General features: G+C 65.8%; 14 protein-coding genes. 5 read left to right on the top strand and 9 right to left on the bottom strand.

Going from position 1 to position 15700, the window contains the following annotated elements:
- The first annotated feature begins 162 nt into the window (after positions 1 to 162).
- A complete protein-coding gene (locus ACFC4D_RS06140; protein WP_376061990.1) occupies positions 163 to 1380 on the top strand; it encodes a glycosyltransferase 87 family protein in 1218 nt (405 codons plus the stop codon).
- Between the two features lie 10 nt (positions 1381 to 1390).
- On the opposite strand, the gene ACFC4D_RS06135 is transcribed toward ACFC4D_RS06140, so the two are convergent.
- Positions 1391 to 2698 carry a M18 family aminopeptidase gene (locus tag ACFC4D_RS06135; protein WP_376061989.1) on the bottom strand — a complete coding sequence of 436 codons (1308 nt, stop codon included), beginning with the start codon at positions 2696 to 2698 and terminating at the stop codon, positions 1391 to 1393.
- A 137-nt stretch (positions 2699 to 2835) separates the two neighbouring features.
- Positions 2836 to 3273, bottom strand: a complete 438-nt coding sequence (locus tag ACFC4D_RS06130) for a MarR family winged helix-turn-helix transcriptional regulator (RefSeq protein ID WP_375962626.1) — start codon at positions 3271 to 3273, stop codon at positions 2836 to 2838.
- A gap of 43 nt (positions 3274 to 3316) precedes the next feature.
- Here ACFC4D_RS06130 and ACFC4D_RS06125 point away from each other — a divergent pair, with 43 nt between their 5' ends.
- Entirely contained in the window at positions 3317 to 4405 is a 1089-nt protein-coding gene (locus tag ACFC4D_RS06125) for a substrate-binding domain-containing protein (protein ID WP_375962624.1), read from the top strand.
- Between the two features lie 86 nt (positions 4406 to 4491).
- On the opposite strand, the gene purQ is transcribed toward ACFC4D_RS06125, so the two are convergent.
- Together purQ and purS are read right to left on the bottom strand one after the other, a co-directional pair.
- Entirely contained in the window at positions 4492 to 5169 is a 678-nt protein-coding gene (gene purQ, locus ACFC4D_RS06120; protein ID WP_375962621.1) for a phosphoribosylformylglycinamidine synthase subunit PurQ, read from the bottom strand.
- Positions 5166 to 5399, bottom strand: coding sequence for a phosphoribosylformylglycinamidine synthase subunit PurS (purS, locus tag ACFC4D_RS06115; RefSeq protein WP_364641689.1), 234 nt, complete (start codon positions 5397 to 5399; stop codon positions 5166 to 5168). The genes purQ and purS overlap by 4 nt, the downstream gene beginning before the upstream one ends.
- A gap of 208 nt (positions 5400 to 5607) precedes the next feature.
- Between purS and ACFC4D_RS06110 the strand changes: the two genes are divergently transcribed.
- Positions 5608 to 6252 carry an MBL fold metallo-hydrolase gene (locus ACFC4D_RS06110; protein ID WP_375962618.1) on the top strand — a complete coding sequence of 215 codons (645 nt, stop codon included), beginning with the start codon at positions 5608 to 5610 and terminating at the stop codon, positions 6250 to 6252.
- Between the two features lie 52 nt (positions 6253 to 6304).
- Here the strand turns inward: ACFC4D_RS06110 and ACFC4D_RS06105 are convergent, their stop codons facing one another.
- Genes ACFC4D_RS06105 through ACFC4D_RS06090 form a run of 4 tightly spaced genes read right to left on the bottom strand, consistent with a single transcriptional unit; the run spans position 6305 to position 10453 of the window.
- Positions 6305 to 7660 carry a dipeptidase gene (locus ACFC4D_RS06105; protein WP_376061988.1) on the bottom strand — a complete coding sequence of 452 codons (1356 nt, stop codon included), beginning with the start codon at positions 7658 to 7660 and terminating at the stop codon, positions 6305 to 6307.
- 14 nt (positions 7661 to 7674) lie between these two features.
- Positions 7675 to 8130 carry a hypothetical protein gene (locus ACFC4D_RS06100; RefSeq protein ID WP_375962613.1) on the bottom strand — a complete coding sequence of 152 codons (456 nt, stop codon included), beginning with the start codon at positions 8128 to 8130 and terminating at the stop codon, positions 7675 to 7677.
- Positions 8127 to 9542 (bottom strand): APC family permease, encoded by a 1416-nt coding sequence (locus ACFC4D_RS06095; RefSeq protein WP_376061987.1) that lies wholly within the window; start codon positions 9540 to 9542, stop codon positions 8127 to 8129. Before ACFC4D_RS06095 ends, ACFC4D_RS06100 begins: the two co-directional genes overlap by 4 nt.
- Positions 9542 to 10453: a glutaminase gene (locus ACFC4D_RS06090; protein WP_375962610.1), complete on the bottom strand. Its 912-nt coding sequence runs from the start codon at positions 10451 to 10453 to the stop codon at positions 9542 to 9544. Before ACFC4D_RS06090 ends, ACFC4D_RS06095 begins: the two co-directional genes overlap by 1 nt.
- A gap of 67 nt (positions 10454 to 10520) precedes the next feature.
- Between ACFC4D_RS06090 and ACFC4D_RS06085 the strand changes: the two genes are divergently transcribed.
- Both ACFC4D_RS06085 and ACFC4D_RS06080 read left to right on the top strand, forming a co-directional pair.
- Positions 10521 to 11975: a glutamate decarboxylase gene (locus tag ACFC4D_RS06085; protein ID WP_376061986.1), complete on the top strand. Its 1455-nt coding sequence runs from the start codon at positions 10521 to 10523 to the stop codon at positions 11973 to 11975.
- Complete coding sequence (locus ACFC4D_RS06080) at positions 11972 to 13495, top strand: amino acid permease (RefSeq protein ID WP_376061985.1); 1524 nt, start codon at positions 11972 to 11974, stop codon at positions 13493 to 13495. Before ACFC4D_RS06085 ends, ACFC4D_RS06080 begins: the two co-directional genes overlap by 4 nt.
- Here the strand turns inward: ACFC4D_RS06080 and ACFC4D_RS06075 are convergent.
- The gene (locus ACFC4D_RS06075; RefSeq protein ID WP_376061984.1) at positions 13492 to 15651 is read right to left on the bottom strand and encodes a S9 family peptidase; all 2160 of its coding nucleotides are present in this window, start codon (positions 15649 to 15651) and stop codon (positions 13492 to 13494) included. The two genes, ACFC4D_RS06080 and ACFC4D_RS06075, sit on opposite strands and share 4 nt — an antisense overlap.
- Between the last annotated feature and the right edge of the window lie 49 nt (positions 15652 to 15700).

The raw sequence follows: 15700 nt of genomic DNA, 5'->3' as shown, positions 1-15700 counted from the left end.
GTTGCCCGGTTATCAGCCCCTTCGACCACCTGGAGTTGTGCTCGGCAGCACATTTTCCACAGGGCTCGCGCCTTCGGGTGGCGAGGCGGTCGAAGCGAACCTCCCAGCTACTCTGTCCCGGTGAACGAACGATCCGGGCTTGCGGATCCCGCGGAGACGCCTGTGCCTGCACCGAAGAATTCGGCATTGACGCAGCAGCAGGTTCGCCTGCTGGCCATCGCGGTTTTGTTGTTCGCGGTGTCCGCGGTGGTGAGCCTGCTGGCGCACTTCTGGCACGGGTACATCGATTTGCAGGTGTATCGGAACGGTGCGCGGGCGTGGTTGGACGACAAGGATCTGTACGGACCCATGCCCCCTGTCTATGGGCTCGGGCTGCCGTTCACCTATCCGCCGCTGGCCGCTTTGTTCTTCGCGCCGCTGGCGTTGATGCCGCTGCTGCTGTCCGAGTGGGCGGTGCTGATCGTTTCGATTCTCTCGCTCGGCATCACGCTCTGGGTGGTGCTGGATCGGTTGCGGCCCAACCTGGCGTGGGTTACGCGGCTGACCATCGTGATCGGCGCGGTGTCGATCCTGCAGCTGTCCGAGCCGATTCGGCAGACCTACGGGTTCGGGCAGATCAACCTGGTGCTGATGGCCGCGATCACGCTGGATTGCCTGGCGCGCAAACCGTTCTGGCCGCGCGGCATGCTGATCGGCATCGCGGTCTCGGTGAAGCTGACGCCCGGCGGATATCTGCTGTACTTCCTGCTGCGCAAGGATTGGAAGGGCGCGGCCACGCTGGTGCTGTCCACCATCGGCGCGGTGGCGGTGGGTTTCGCGCTGTTCCCGAGCGATTCGGTGGAGTACTGGTTCCATACGCTCGCCGATACCGGGCGGATCGGACCGCCCTGGTACGCGGGCAATCAGTCGTTGAAGGGCTTCGCCTACCGGTTGGGCGTATCGAGTTCGGCGGCAACGCTGATCTGGATTGTGCTCTCGGTGCTGGCCATCGCGCTGGCGGCGATCTGGATGAAGCGGCTCATCTCGGTGGGCGCGAACGCCGCCGCGCTGATGGTGAACGCCGGTGCGGTACTGCTGGTTTCGCCGGTGTCCTGGTCGCATCACTGGGTGTGGATCGCACCGGTGCTGCTGGTGGTGGCCGATGCGATCGCGAGTGGTCAGCGCAATAAATGGTTCCTGGGCGCGACCGGATTCGCCGTGATCCTGTTCGCGATCGGCCCGCAGTGGCTGCTGCCGCACGATCATGACCGCGAACTCACCTGGGCGTGGTGGCAGCAGATCATCGGCAGCAGCTACGTGCTGTTCACCCTGGCGCTGTTCATCATCGCCGCGCTGATGTACCACCCGCAGCCGAGCACCCGGAAGGTCGACGCCGCATAGGCCCCCGCGCCTAGGGAGTGAGGAACGCCGCCAGCGCCGACGCGTAGGCGGGAACGTCTGCCGCGCCCATCATTTCGCGCGCCGAATGCATGGCGAGCTGGGGTGCGCCGACGTCGACGGTGGGCATACCGGTGCGGGCCGCGGTCATCGGGCCGATGGTGGAACCGCAGGGCAGATCGGCGCGGTGGACATAGCGTTGCAGCGGCACCTCGGCCTCCGCGCAGGCCAGCGCGAACGCGCCCGCGCCCGCCGCGTCGGTGGCGTAGCGCAGGTTCTGGTTGACCTTGAGCACCGGTCCGCCGTTCACCTCGATGCGGTGCATGGGTTCGTGCCGGTCCGGATAGTTCGGATGCGTGGCATGCGCCATATCGCCACTGGCGCAGACGGATCCGGCGATGGCGGCCAGATATTCGGCGCGCCCGCCGCCGCGGGTGAGCACGATGCGCTCCAAAACCGTGGGCAGCAGCCCGGATTGGGCGCCGCGATCGGATTGGCTGCCGACCTCTTCGTGATCGAACATGGCAAGCACCGGCACCGCCGCACCGGGTTCGGCGACGGCGGCCAGGAAGGCCCGCAGCCCGGAATAGCAGGTGCCCTGATTATCCAGTCGCGGCGCGCTGACCAGATCCAGATCCCGTCCGATGAGCTTGGACGGCACCAGATCATGGGTCATGAGCTCCCAGCCGAGCACCGCGCCGGGTTCGATGCCGGAGCGTTCGGCGATGAACGCCATGAATGAGCGCGGTTCCCCGCCGATCCCCCACACCGCGTTCACATGCCGCTGCGGATCCAGCGTCACCCCGCGCCGGTCCTCGGACAGGTGGATGGCCAGCTGCGGCACCCGCAGGATCGGTTCGTCGATGCGAATCAGCCGCTCCCGCACCACATTTCCGTCGCGCACCGAGAGCCGCCCGGAGATGCCGAGGTCGCGGTCCAGCCAGGAGTTGAGCAGCGCCCCGCCGTACGGTTCCAGTCCGACCATCTGCCAGCCCGCGACCGCGGTGTCGGGATGCTGTTTCACCCGCAGGTTCGGGCTGTCGGTATGCGCGCCGACGACCCGGAACGGGGTGGCCTGTCCGGTGCGGAAGCCGCTGGGCGCGCCCGGTCCGCCGTCGGACCAGGCGACCAGTGAGCCGCCGCGCACCACGTAGTAGCGGCCCGCGCTACTGGAGGGCCAGGGCGCGGATTCCGATAACCGGGTGAAGCCGTGATCGTCGAGTTCGGCGGCGACGGTGCGGCAGACATGGAACGGCGACGGGGAGGCATCGATGAATTCGCACAGTCCGGCGGCGGTCGCGGTGGTCTCGGCAACGGGCATGCCTGCGATCCTAAGCATTGATTATTCAGTTTCCGCCGACGGCCGCCCTATCCGCACGCCCACTCGGTGTGGCGGGCGCGCCGGTGCCACCCGGTCTCCGGATTGGGCTGGGAAATAGCGGATTTCGAGGATGGGCGCTACTGCGGGAACGGCACGTCCGAGACGCGTTCCAGCAGGCGCAGCAGTTCGAGGTAGTCGCCGCCGCCGAGGCGGTTGCGTAGCTCGGATTCGGCGCGCATCTCCTCGGCGCGCACCTCGTCGACCAGTTCCGCGCCGCGGCGGCTGAGTCCGATGAGGATGCGGCGGCGGTCATCGGCGGCGGCGACGCGGAAGATGAGTCCGCGTTCGGCCAGATGGTCGGCGTGCCGGGTGGCGGAGGAGGGCGGGAGTTGCGCGCGGGTGGCCAGTTCGCTCATGGTGATGCCCGTGTCGGACGAGAGATTGGTCAGCATGCACCATTGGTCGGCGGTCAGCCGTCTGGCGCACAGTGCGGCGTCGAGGTGACGAAGCCAACTGCGTTCCGCGGCCCGCAGTGCCCCATGCAGTGTGGAAATTCCACCTAGAATTGTCGCCATATTCCCGCCCGTCAAATTCACTTGAACGAGGAGAGGGTATCCGATGACCTCGTTCCGCGGGAGTCCCGAGAACACTATCGAGATCCTGAACATAGTGCCGCAGCAGGGTCCGGCCGGTATCTTCGCGCCCTCCTGCGAGGCGGCCATTTCATTGGCCGTGGAAGAAATCAACAGCGGGACAGGAATTCTCGGGCGGGAATTGCGGGCGACGCACATTGACGGCGGGCGCGAACCGGGGGATGTGGCGCGTGAGGTTTCCGCGCTGCTGGCGACCGGGATGGTGCACGCCATCACCGGCTGGCACACCTCGGCGGTGCGCGGGGCGGTGGCGCGGGTGAGCGCGGGGCGGGTGCCGTATCTGTTCGCCACCGATCACGAGGGCGTGGCGGAGTCCCCGGAGGGATTGTTCCTGGTGGGGTCGGATCCGGGCCGGCAGTTGCTGCCCGCGCTGCGCTGGTTGCGGCGTGAGTTCGGGGCGCGGCGCTGGGCGATCATCGGCAATGACTACGTGTGGCCGCGGCGTACGGCCGAGCGGGTGCGGACGGAGTTGGCCGAGCGCGGGACGCTCTCGCTCGAGGAGTTCGTGCCGTTGGAGAAATTCGTCCCCTTCGGCGCGGATTTCGGGGAGTTTCTGACCGATCCGCGACTGGATCGGGCGGACGGGGTGATCGTCCTACTGGTGGGCGCGGATGTGGCGCGCTTTAACCGACAATTCGCCCGAATCGGGCGTGATGAACGGCAATTACGGGTCAGTCCCGCGGTCGATGACAATGTGCTGCTCGCGGGCGGCACGAGCGCCAACCGGAATCTGTATGTGCCGTCGAGCTTCTTCGTGAACGGTCCCGCGAACCGTGAACGCGCCGAACGCTATCGGCGGTTGCACGGTGAGTTCGCGCCGGAGCTCACCAATTTCAGCAATACCGAGTACGAGGCGATTCGCACGCTCTACGCCATGGTCAAGGCCGCCGGATCATTGGATGTGCGACGGCTGCACGAAACGGTGGCGGCGCTTGGAGTACTCGAAACACCCACCGGGACAATCGGTTTCGATGGGAATCAAGTGCTGTTCCCGAGCTATATCGCCCGCGCCGAGGGTGTGCGCTTCGAAGTGCTCGACCGCATCTGCGCCTGACCTCCCCGCAAGCGGTCCCGCCCGGCTCCCGAAACGTCAACGCCCGCACCGTCATCGACGGTGCGGGCGTTGTACGGCTTAACGGCCTAGGCCGAGACCAGCGCGTCCAGCACGGACAGGAACATGCCCAGCCCGTCATCGCTGGGACCGGTCAGCGCCTCGGTGGCATGCTCGGGATGCGGCATCAGGCCGACCACGCGGCCGTTGGCGGAGCTGATGCCCGCGATACCGCGCTGCGAACCGTTCGGATTGTCGCCGGAGTAGCGGAAGACCACGCGGCCCTCACCCTCCAACTCGTCCAGCACCTGCGCGGAGGCCTGGTAGCGGCCCTCACCGGACTTGAGCGGCACCAGGATCTGCGCGCCGGGCTCGTACCGGGAGGTCCACGCGGTATTCGCGGCCTCGACGGTCAACCACTGATCGCGGCAGATGAAGTGCAGGCCCTCATTGCGGGTGAGCACACCCGGCAGCAGTCCGGCCTCGCACAGGATCTGGAAGCCATTGCAGATGCCGAGCGTGGGCAGGCCCTGCCCGGCGGCCTCGATGACCTTCTCCATGACCGGCGCGAACCGGGCGATGGCGCCGGTGCGCAGGTAGTCGCCGTAGGAGAAGCCGCCGGGCACGATGACCGCGTCGACGCCCTTCAGGTCGGCGTCGCCGTGCCACAGGCTCACGGCCTCGGCGCCGGCGAGCTTCACCGCGCGCGCGGCGTCGACATCGTCGAGGGTGCCCGGGAAGGTGATGACACCGATGCGCGCGGTCACAGCCGCACGACCTTCCAGTCCTCGATGACCGTGTTGGCCAGCAGCGATTCGGCGATCTGCTCGAGCTCGGCCTCGCTCACGTCATCGGCGACCTCGAGCTCGAATCGCTTGCCCTGCCGCACCTCCGAGATGCCCGGGTGGCCCAGGCGGCCCAGCGCCCCGACAATGGCCTGACCCTGCGGATCCAGGATTTCGGCCTTCGGCATCACCTCGACCACGACACGTGCCACGCGTTGCTCCTCAGCTGGTGGGGCGGGCCCGGACGACCGTGTTCCACACAGTGCGGCCGAGCGGGGGTTTCGCTGATCAGACTAGTTGGCGCGCCCATGACGCCCGCCGCCGGGTGGAGGGTGCGTGGCCCACGCCACACGCCCCGTCATCCCCGCACGGGTGCGCGAGCCGTGGTGCGCGCACCCGTGCGGGACTACCGTGGGCCTCATGCGCATTGCCCATTTCGGTCATTCCTGCATCCTGGTCGAGCTGAACGGCGCGAAGATCCTGTTCGATCCCGGCACCTTCTCGCACGGGTTCGAGGGGATCACCGGGCTGGACGCCATCGCCGTCACGCATCAGCATCCCGATCACATCTGCCCGAATCGCATCGAGGCGCTCATCGACGCCAATCCGCAGGCGCGATTGCTGAGCGATCCGCAGACCGCACAGCAGCGCGGTGAGCCGTGGGAAGCGGTGTACGCCGGAAATGTGCTGAAGGTCAAGGACGTCCAGGTCACCGGTGGCGGCGGCAGGCATGCGGTGATCCACCCGGAGATCCCGGTCATCGACAACACCGTCTTCCAACTGGGCACCCCGGACGACCCCGCCCAGCTGGTGCATCCGGGTGATTCGCTGTGGGTGCCACCGACCCCGGTCGGCGTGCTCGCGCTTCCCGCGGTGGCCCCGTGGATGCGGATCAGCGAGGCGGTGGATTACCTGCGCGCGGTAAATCCCGTGACCGCCTTCCCCATTCACTTCGGCATCATCGAACCCGCCGCCCAGGGCATCTATTTCGGCCGCCTCGCCGAAATGGGCCCCGCCAATACCGAATTCAAGGTAATTCAGGCCGAGGACCACGCCGAGTTCTAGTACGGCCGCCCCGATTTTCCGGGGCTTGCGGTTCGATGATCCCGTATTCGGACTACTTCGCGTAAGACGCCAGGAACAGCGCCTCGGCCAGTGCCATATGTTCGATTTCGGTGGGATCCACGCTTTCATTGGGGGCGTGGATCAGGCATTTGGGTTCTTCCACGCCCATGAGCATGATTTCCGCGTCCGGGTAGGTGTCGGCGAAGACATTGCAGAGCGGGATGGAGCCGCCCTGACCGGACGTGGTGGCGGGGCGGCCGTAGGAGGCGGTGAAGGCGGCTTCCATGGCGGTGCGGGCCGGGCCGTGGGTGCTGCCGACGAACGGGGAACCGATGGCCTCGGTCTCGACGGTGACCTTCGCATGCCAGGGAGTATTCGATTCCAGGTGCGCGGTAAGGGCTTTGAGCGCCTGCTGGGGATCGGTGCCGGGCGGGATGCGCAGGTTCAGGCGGGCGCGGACCTTGGCCTGAATGGCCGCCGCGGAACCGACCACGGGCGGGACGTCCATGCCCAGCACGGTGAGAGCCGGTCGGGCCCAGAGCATATCGGAGACGGTGCCGTCGCCGAGCAGGTCGACGCCGTCCAGCACGCCCGCGTCGGCGCGGAACGCCTCGTCCGAATAGGTTGCGCCATCCCACTTCTGGTCATTGGTGAGCCCGGCGACCGTGGTGTTGCCCTTCGCATCGCGCAGCGTGGACAGCAGGTGGATGAGCGCGCCGAGCGCATCGGGCGCGGCCCCGCCGAACATGCCCGAATGCATTGAGCTGGCGAGCGTTTCGACGGTGACGACCACATTCACATTGCCGCGCAGGGTCTGGGTGAAGGTGGGCACCCCGACCGCGAAATTGCCGCAGTCGCAGATGAGCAGGGTCTCGGCGCGCAGCAGGTCGGCGTTCTGCGGCACGAAGGCTTCCAGCCCGCCGGTGCCCTGCTCCTCCGAACCCTCGGCGATCAGGGTCAGGCCGACGGGGAACTCGTCCCCCACCACTTTGCGCAGTGCGCGCAGCGCGGTGAGGTGCATGACGATATTGCCCTTGCAATCGGCGCTACCGCGCCCGTACCAGCGGCCGTTCTTCTCGGTGAGTTCCCAGACCGGGGTCTCCCAGGCATCATCGCCGAGCGGCGGCTGCACGTCGTAGTGGCAGTACAGCAGGATGGTCGGCGCACCGGCCGGGGCCGGATAGCGCGCGATGACCGCCCTACTGCCGTCGGGCGTCTCGTGCAGGCCGACGTCGGTGAGCCCCTCGGCGGCGAAAGCCTCCGCCACCCACTGCGCCGCTTTATGGCATTCCTCGATCGGGAACTGCCGCTCGTCGTACACGGACCTGTACGAAACGAGTTCGGTGAGATCGGTTTTGGCGCGCGGCATCAAATCCTTGACGGCGGCCCGCAGGGCGTCTTCGGTCATGGCCTCTCCTGTCATCAGTTCCCGGGATCCGGATGTACCGTGTCACCCTTGCGCAGCGTGCCGGTCTCCTCCAGGTATTTCGAAAGCTGGTCCGGACAATACGTTTCGATGGCGAGCGCCGTCGCGGTGTACACATCGCGATCACCGATCACCGGACGACTCCCGGGTCCGGCGGCCCCATTGGTGACGGCCGCCTGATAACGCGCCTTGATCAGCGGCGACCCGGGATCCTGGCAGACCAGTCCGCCGTCCTCCCCCAGCGAATCGGCGATCACCCGCGGATCCGGTGCGGCCAATCCCGCCGAGAGAAGCCGTGATTGCAGCACCTGGGCGCGTCGCAGCGCAATATCGGAATCCCGGTCCTCCCGGAAGATGATCACTCCTGCGACGGCGATGGCCACCAGCACCAGCGCCACCGACCAGTAGACGATGCGCCGCGCGCCATCGGACGCACCGTGGTCGAAGCTCATGCCAGCGCCTCCTCTGGTGTGGCGAGTTTCCAGCCGGGTTTGCGCAGCCGCAGGAACAGGTACGGAATCAGCAGTCCGACAATGCCCATGCCGAGTCCGACGATCAGGAAGTAGCCGAACGCGTTACCGCTGCCGTACTGCGAGGGCGGGACGAATCCGATCAGGAACGCCGCCACCGAGGACGCGGTGCCCAGCCCGCACAGCGCGACGAGCGCGGGCGCGCGATACCCGCGCGGATGATCGGCCCTGTTGCGGCGCAACCGAATAGCCGCGACGAACATGAGCACGTACATGATCAGATACACCTGCGTGGTGATCACCGACAGCATCCAGTAGGCGCTGGAGACATCGGGGATGAACGCGTACAGCAGCGCCAGCAGCGTGGTCACGATGCCCTGCGCCACCAGCATGTTCTGTTGCACCCCATGCTTGTTCAGCCGGGTCAGGATCGGCGGTAGATAGCCCTCCTGACGGCCGATGAGCAGCAGCCCCTTGGAGGGCCCGGCCAGCCAGGTGAGCATGCCGCCGAGCGCGGCCGCCACCAGCATGACGCCGAGCACCGGGGTCAGCCAGCCGATGTGGAAGTGGTGGAAGAAGCCGTCGAACGCCTGCATGACACCGGCGGTCAGGCTCAGATTCTCGGCCGGGACCACCCAGCTGATCACCAGCGCGGGCACGATGAAGATCAGCAGCACCAGCCCCACCGCCAGCGCCATGGCCCTCGGATACTCCCGGCCCGGATCCTTCAGCGCGGATACGTGCACGGCGTTCATCTCCATGCCCGCGTAGGACAGGAAATTGTTGACGATGAGCACCAGACTGGCCAGCCCGGTCCAGGCCGGGAAGAGGTGTTCGAAATCCATCGGCGCGGCCGAGGGATTGCCCTGTCCGAGGAAGACGAACCCCAGCGCCACCAGCAGCACGCCGGGAATCAGCGTCCCGATGATCAGTCCCATACTCGACAGTCCCGCAACGGTTTTGGTGCCCTGCGAGGAGACGTACACCGCCACCCAGTAGATGGTGATGATGACGATCGCCACGTAGGTGCCGTTCGCCGCCAGCGACGGATCGATGATGTACGCGAAAGTGCTTGCCACATAGGCGAGCAGGCTCGGGTAGTAGAAGATCGTCATGGCGAACTGGCACCACACCGCGAGGAATCCCGCGGGCTGCGAAATGCCCTCACCCACCCATTTGTAGACCCCGCCCGCCCAGCCCGAGGCCAGCTCGGCCGCCACGAACGCGGTCGGCAGCAGGAACAGCAGGGCCGGAATGAGATACAGGAAGACGCAGGCCAGCCCGTAGACCGCCATGGTCGGCGAGGCGCGCAGGCTCGCCACCGAACTGGTCGTCATGAGGCCCAGGGTTATCCACGACATGTATTTGGCGACAGCGGGTTTCGGCTGTGTCATCAGAACACCGAGAATCCGGTGGCCTGCGCGAACGCGTTCAACGCGATGCGCCCGGTGACCGAGTTGCCTTTGGAGTCCAGGCCCGGCCCCCAGGCCGCGACCGCGCAGGTGCCCGGCACCACCGCGAGCAGTCCGCCGCCGACGCCGCTCTTGACCGGCAACCCCACCTCGTAGGCGAATTCGCCTGCGGCGTCATAGGTTCCGCAGGTGGTCATGAGTGCGGTGATATGCCGGGCGTCCTCGCGGGCGAGCAGCCGGGTGCCGTCGGCGCGCAATCCGTGCCGGGCGATGAGCAGTCCGGCCTTGGCAAGTTCGGCGCAGGTGATGCTGAACGAGCACTGCCGGAAATAGTGATCGAGCGCGAGTTCGACCGGATTGCGCATATTGCCGAAACTCGCCATCAGATAGGCCATGGCCCGATTGCGATCCCCACTGCGCAATTCGGATTCGGCGATGACGCTGTCCACCGACAGCACCGGATTCCCGGTTTCGGCGCGCAGCAGGCTGCGCATGGCCTCCACGGCATCGCCGGTATCTTGCAGCAACTGATCAGCTACCACAATTGCGCCGGGGTTGATATAGGGATTGCGCGGAATCCCCATCTCCACCTCGAGTTCGATGAGGTCATTGAACGGGGTGCCGGACGGTTCCCGCCGCACCCGCCGCCACAGCGCGGTGTCCTTGCGCGCCAGCACCAGCGCGAGCGCGAAAACCTTCGAAATACTCTCGATGGCAAAGGGAACATCGACGTCACCGGCGGTGAACACCTCACCGTGCGTGGTGGCGATGGCAAAGCCGAACTGTTTGGGATCGACATTCGCAAGACCCGGAATGTAGTCGGCGACCGCGCCTTCTCCCACGTGTGGCGCTGTGGTGGACATCACCTGCTCTATGACATTCTGATAGTCCATGCTGCCGAATAGTAACCGCTCAGCTATCTCTCATTGATTACGAAACGGCACCTACCGTGGAGGCGAAATGACCGGAGATCCGGCGTCCGAGGACCTGTTCGCCATGCCAGGCCTGCATCGCGGCGCACCCAAGGCCGGATTCCCGGCCCGCGGGATGTTCCCCCAGGTGGCCTACGAACTCGTCCACGACGAACTCATGCTCGATGGCGTTTCCCGCATGAACCTGGCCACCTTCTGCACCACCTGGGTCGATGACCAGGCGCGACGACTCATGAACGAATCCCTCGACAAGAACATCGTCGACAAGGACGAATACCCGCAGACCGCCGAACTCGAACAGCGCTGCGTGCGCATGGTCGCCGACCTCTGGCACTCCCCCGAGGCCATGACCACGCTCGGCACCTCCACCACCGGTTCCAGCGAGGCCGCCATGCTCGGCGGGCTGGCCGCGAAATTCCGCTGGCGCAAACGCGGCGGCACCGGCATCCCCAATTTCGTCTGCGGTCCGGTGCAGGTGTGCTGGGAGAAATTCGCCCGCTACTTCGATGTGGAGATCCGGCAGATTCCGCTGCGCGGCGACCGGCTCACCATGCATCCGGACGATATCGCCGCCTACTGCGATGCGAACACCATCATGGTGGTGCCCACCTTCGGGCAGACCTTCACCGGCCTGTTCGAGGATGTCGCCGGAATCAGCAGAGCGCTCGACGAGCTGGAGGAGAAGACCGGGCTCGATATCCCGATTCACGTCGACGCCGCCAGCGGTGGTTTCCTGGCCCCGTTCTGCGCACCGGAAGTGGTGTGGGACTTCCGGTTACCGCGCGTGAAGTCCATCAACGCCTCCGGCCACAAGACCGGGCTGGCCCCGCTGGGCGCGGGCTGGGCCATCTGGCGCACGCCGTCGGATCTGCCCAAGGAACTCATCTTCAATGTCGACTACCTCGGCGGCAGCATGGCCACCTTCAATCTCAACTTCTCCCGGCCGGGCGGCCAGATCATCACCCAGTACTACGAGTTCATTCGCCTGGGGCACACCGGATATGCCAAGGTGCAGAACGAGATCTACCGCGCCGCACAGCATCTCGCGGCCGGACTGGTCGACACCGGGCTGTTCGAGATGATCCACGACGGCGATCCGCAACGCGGAATCACCGCCGTGTCATGGAAATTGACGGGCGAACGCAATTTCAACCTCTACGACCTGTCCGACCGGCTGCGCAGCCGCGGCTGGCTGATCGCCGCCTATCCGCTGCCCGCCAATCGCGATGACGAGACCATCATGCGCGCGGTACTGCGGCACGGCTTCACCCTCGACATGGGTGATCTGCTCATCGCCGATCTGAAGCGCTGCCTCAAGCAGCTGAACGCGCACCCGCTGACCACCTCGCTGACCCGCGAGGAAGCGGGCGGATTCACCCATAACGCCACCGCCGCCGTGTCCTCCAAGGATGCCGCGACGCATCCCACCGAGTCCACATCCACCGAGGCCAAGTCCACCGGTAAGGGCAAGGGCAAGAAGTGAGCGGCGGTGCGCATCGGGCGACCCCGGTCAAATACCTGACCGTCTCCGCACTCGGATTCACCACCGCCGCATCGATTGTCACCAGTCTGCGCGGGCTGCCCATGATGGCCAAGGAAGAGATGACGATGTTCTTCTACATCGGCTTCTCCACCATACTGTTCCTGATTCCGGCCGGACTCGTCGCCGCCGAACTCGGCAGCATGTACGCCGATAAGGCGGGCGGCCTCTACGCCTGGATCAGCGGGGCATTCGGCAAGAAGGTCGGCTTCTGGATCATCTTCCTGTCCTGGATTCAGGTGATCGTGTTCTATCCGACCGGTATGAGCTTCGCCGCCGCCGGTGTCGCGTTCGCCTTCGATCGGCCGGATATCGCCCAAAACCATATCTACGTGGGCATTTTCGCGATCTGCGCGTTCTGGCTGTGCACCGCGGTCGCATTCGTGAGTAATCAGTTCGCGCTCAAGGTGACCCGCGCCGGATTCCTGGCGGGCACCGCGCTGCCCGGCATCATCCTGGTCGCGATATTCATCTGGTGGATCGCCACCGGGCACGATATCGGCTGGCAGCACACCACCAATGACGCGGTGACCGTCGCGCACGACGGGCACGACTCGCCCCGGTTCTTCCCGTATATCGCAGGGCTGTCCGGCCTTTCGTTCCTGGCGGGCATTCTGCTGAACTTCGCCGGGGTGGAATCGCAGGGCGTGCACTCCACCGAATTGAAGAATCCGTCCAAGGGGTATCCGGCGGCCATCATGATCGCGGCGGCCGTCGCCTTCGGCATCTTCACCCTGGGCGCGCTCGCGGTGGCGGGCATCGTGGCCTACGACAAGATCGACCTGAATACCGGTGTGTTCGACGCGTTCTCGATCGCGTTCGCCGAGATGATCCATTCCACCTGGCCGGTGCGCATTCTGGCCGCGCTCATCGCCTACGGCGCGCTCGCGGGTGTGCTCGCCTGGATCATGGGACCGAGTCGCGGTGTACTCGCCACCGCGCACGACGGCATGCTGCCGCCGGTGCTGCAGAAGGTGAACAACCGTGGCGTACAGGTCAATATCCTGATCATCCAGGGCGTCATCGTGACCGCGCTGTCCTCGATCTACCTGTTCATGGACGATGTCAGCTCGGCGTTCTTCCTCATCTCGGCCATGGCCGTGAGCCTGTACCTGATCATCTACATGGTCATGTACGCCGCCGCCATCCGGCTGCGCTACACCCAGCCGGATCTTCCGCGCGCCTTCAAGATTCCCGGCGGCACCCTCGGCATGTGGATCTTCGCCGGAATCGGTTTCCTGGCGGTGGCTTTCGCATTCGTGCTGGCGTTCGTACCGCCGTCACAGCTGCCCATCGGCAACAAGGCCAGCTACATCGGATTGGTCGCGGCGGGCGCGGTCGTCTTCAGCGCCATCCCGCTCATTATCGAACGCATGAAGAAACCCTCCTGGGTGCCTTCGGACGAGGTGAAAGCGAAGGCGCTGGGTCCCAGCGCCGATCGCTCCCACCTCACCAACGTTTAAGCGTCCGCGAGCCCGACGGTGTCCAGCAGCCAGGCGTATTCGAAGGCGACTTCCTTCCACTTCTCATAGCGCCCGCTGACACCGCCGTGGCCCGAGGTCATATCGGTCTTGAGCAACAGCTGGGAATGCCCGGTCTTGATCGCACGCAATTTCGCGACCCACTTGGCCGGTTCGACGTAGAACACCCGGGTGTCATTGAGACCCGTGGTGGCCAGAATGGCCGGGTAATCCTTGGCTTCGACGTTCTCGTACGGCGCGTAGGTCTTCATGTAGTCGTAGACCTGCTTGTCCGCCAAGGGATTACCCCACTCGTCCCATTCGGTGACGGTCAGCGGCAGCGACGGATCCAGCACCGTGGTGAGCGGATCCACGAACGGCACATTGGTCAGGATGCCGGTGAACAGCTCCGGCGCCATATTCGCCACCGCGCCCATGAGCAGGCCGCCCGCACTGCCGCCGTCGGCCGCCAGCCGATCCGGTGCGGTCACCCCGGTATCCACCAAATGCTGTGCGACGGAGATGAAATCGGTGAAGGTGTTCTTCTTGGTGAGCGTCTTGCCCTCTTCGTACCAGAGCCTGCCCAGCTCACCGCCGCCGCGCACATGCGCCACCGCGAACACCATGCCGCGATCGAGCAGCGACAGCCGCGCCACCGAGAAACCCGGATCGATAGCGGCCTCGTAGGAGCCATATCCGTAGAGCAGCAACGACTTCGGGCCCGCGGGCGCGTCCTTGCGCTGCACCAGTGAGATCGGCACCCGGGTGCCGTCCGCGGCGATCGCCCAATCCCGCTGCTGCACATAGTCATCGGCGGTGTAGTCGCCGAGCACCACCTGCTCCTTGCGCAGGATCATCTCGCCGGTCTCATGCGTGTAGTCGAACACCTGCACCGGGGTGATGAAGGAGCTGACCCCGATGCGCAGCATGGGCTGCTCCCATTCGGGATTGCCGCCCAGTCCGGCGGAGAACAGCGCCAGATCGAAATCGATATCCTTCAGCTCGCCGAATCCGTCGGAAGTCAACGGCCACACCGCGATTCGCGGCAGCGCCTCGCGCCGGTAACTCAGCACCAGCTTATCGGAGAAGGCGTCGATGCCCTCCAGCCGCACATCATCGCGATGCGGGATGAGCAGCGTCATATCGGCGGGATCGTCCAGCGGGGCGACCGCGAGCACGAAGTTCACCGCCTTCACCCCGTCCACCACATCGTTGTGCAGGATGAGCAGCTTGTCCTGCCCGCCGATGACGGCGTGCTCGGTGCCGTATTCGATGCCCTCGCGGCGCGGCAGCACCACCCGGAATTCGCCTTCCGGATTGTCCGACTCCAGGATCCACTCCTCGCTGGTGATCTTGGAGCCGGAACCGATGACCAGATACCGCTTGGAATGACTCGCGCCGACGCCGACCGAGAACGCCTCATCGGGCTCGTGGAACACCCGCACATCGGCCTCGCGGTCGGTACCGAGCCGATGCCGCCACACGCTGTCGGCGCGCCAGGCGTCATCGACGGTCTGATAGAAGATGTGGGTGCCGTCCAGCGACCAGGTCGCCCCGGCCGCGATGCCCTCGATCCGCTCGGGCAGCAGCTCCCCGGTGCGCAGATTCTTGATGCGCAGCTCATAGCGCTCATCACCCTCGGTATCGACCGAATAGGCGAGCAGATCACCGGCATCGCTCAGCGAGGACGCCCCGAGCGAGAAGAATTCATGCCCCTGCGCCAGCTCATTGACATCGAGCAGCACCTCCTCGCCCGGAATCTCGACCCCGGCCGCGAGCTTGGGCGGATTCCAGTCGTCCTTGTCCAGGATCGGGCAGCGGCAGGACACCCCGTACTGCTTGCCCTCGAAGGTGCGCGAGTAATACCAGTACCCGCCCATGCGGGTGGGCAGCGACAGATCCGTCTCCTGCGTGCGCGCCTTGATCTCGTCGAAGAGCTTCTCGCGCAGCGGCCGCAACTTCTCGGTCTGCGCGTCGGTGTAGGCGTTCTCCGCCTCCAGGTACGCGATGACCTCGGGATCCTTCTTGTCCCGCAGCCACTCGTACTCGTCGACGAAGACATCGCCGTGATGCACGCGCTCGCTCGGCACCCGCTTGGCGATCGGCGCCGTCACCGGGCCGGAATTCGTAATCGCGCTACCACTGCTGTCCAGAGCCATGGGGACAACGTTAGTGGTGCGAACCCGGACCCGGCCGCCGACCGGTAGC

It is taken from the genome of Nocardia sp. NPDC056000, from assembly GCF_042269265.1.
Taxonomy (GTDB): domain Bacteria; phylum Actinomycetota; class Actinomycetes; order Mycobacteriales; family Mycobacteriaceae; genus Nocardia.
This window is presented reverse-complemented; position numbering and strand designations above follow the sequence as displayed.

Coding starts and splice junctions, on each gene's coding strand:
- ACFC4D_RS06125 (WP_375962624.1), top strand. CDS start 3,317: ATGACCTCGTTCCGCGGGAGTCCCGAGAACACTATCGAGATCCTGAAC.
- ACFC4D_RS06105 (WP_376061988.1), bottom strand. CDS start 7,660: ATGACCGAAGACGCCCTGCGGGCCGCCGTCAAGGATTTGATGCCGCGC.
- ACFC4D_RS06090 (WP_375962610.1), bottom strand. CDS start 10,453: ATGGACTATCAGAATGTCATAGAGCAGGTGATGTCCACCACAGCGCCA.
- ACFC4D_RS06110 (WP_375962618.1), top strand. CDS start 5,608: ATGCGCATTGCCCATTTCGGTCATTCCTGCATCCTGGTCGAGCTGAAC.
- ACFC4D_RS06135 (WP_376061989.1), bottom strand. CDS start 2,698: ATGCCCGTTGCCGAGACCACCGCGACCGCCGCCGGACTGTGCGAATTC.
- ACFC4D_RS06100 (WP_375962613.1), bottom strand. CDS start 8,130: ATGAGCTTCGACCACGGTGCGTCCGATGGCGCGCGGCGCATCGTCTAC.
- ACFC4D_RS06130 (WP_375962626.1), bottom strand. CDS start 3,273: ATGGCGACAATTCTAGGTGGAATTTCCACACTGCATGGGGCACTGCGG.
- ACFC4D_RS06075 (WP_376061984.1), bottom strand. CDS start 15,651: ATGGCTCTGGACAGCAGTGGTAGCGCGATTACGAATTCCGGCCCGGTG.
- ACFC4D_RS06095 (WP_376061987.1), bottom strand. CDS start 9,542: ATGACACAGCCGAAACCCGCTGTCGCCAAATACATGTCGTGGATAACC.
- ACFC4D_RS06085 (WP_376061986.1), top strand. CDS start 10,521: ATGACCGGAGATCCGGCGTCCGAGGACCTGTTCGCCATGCCAGGCCTG.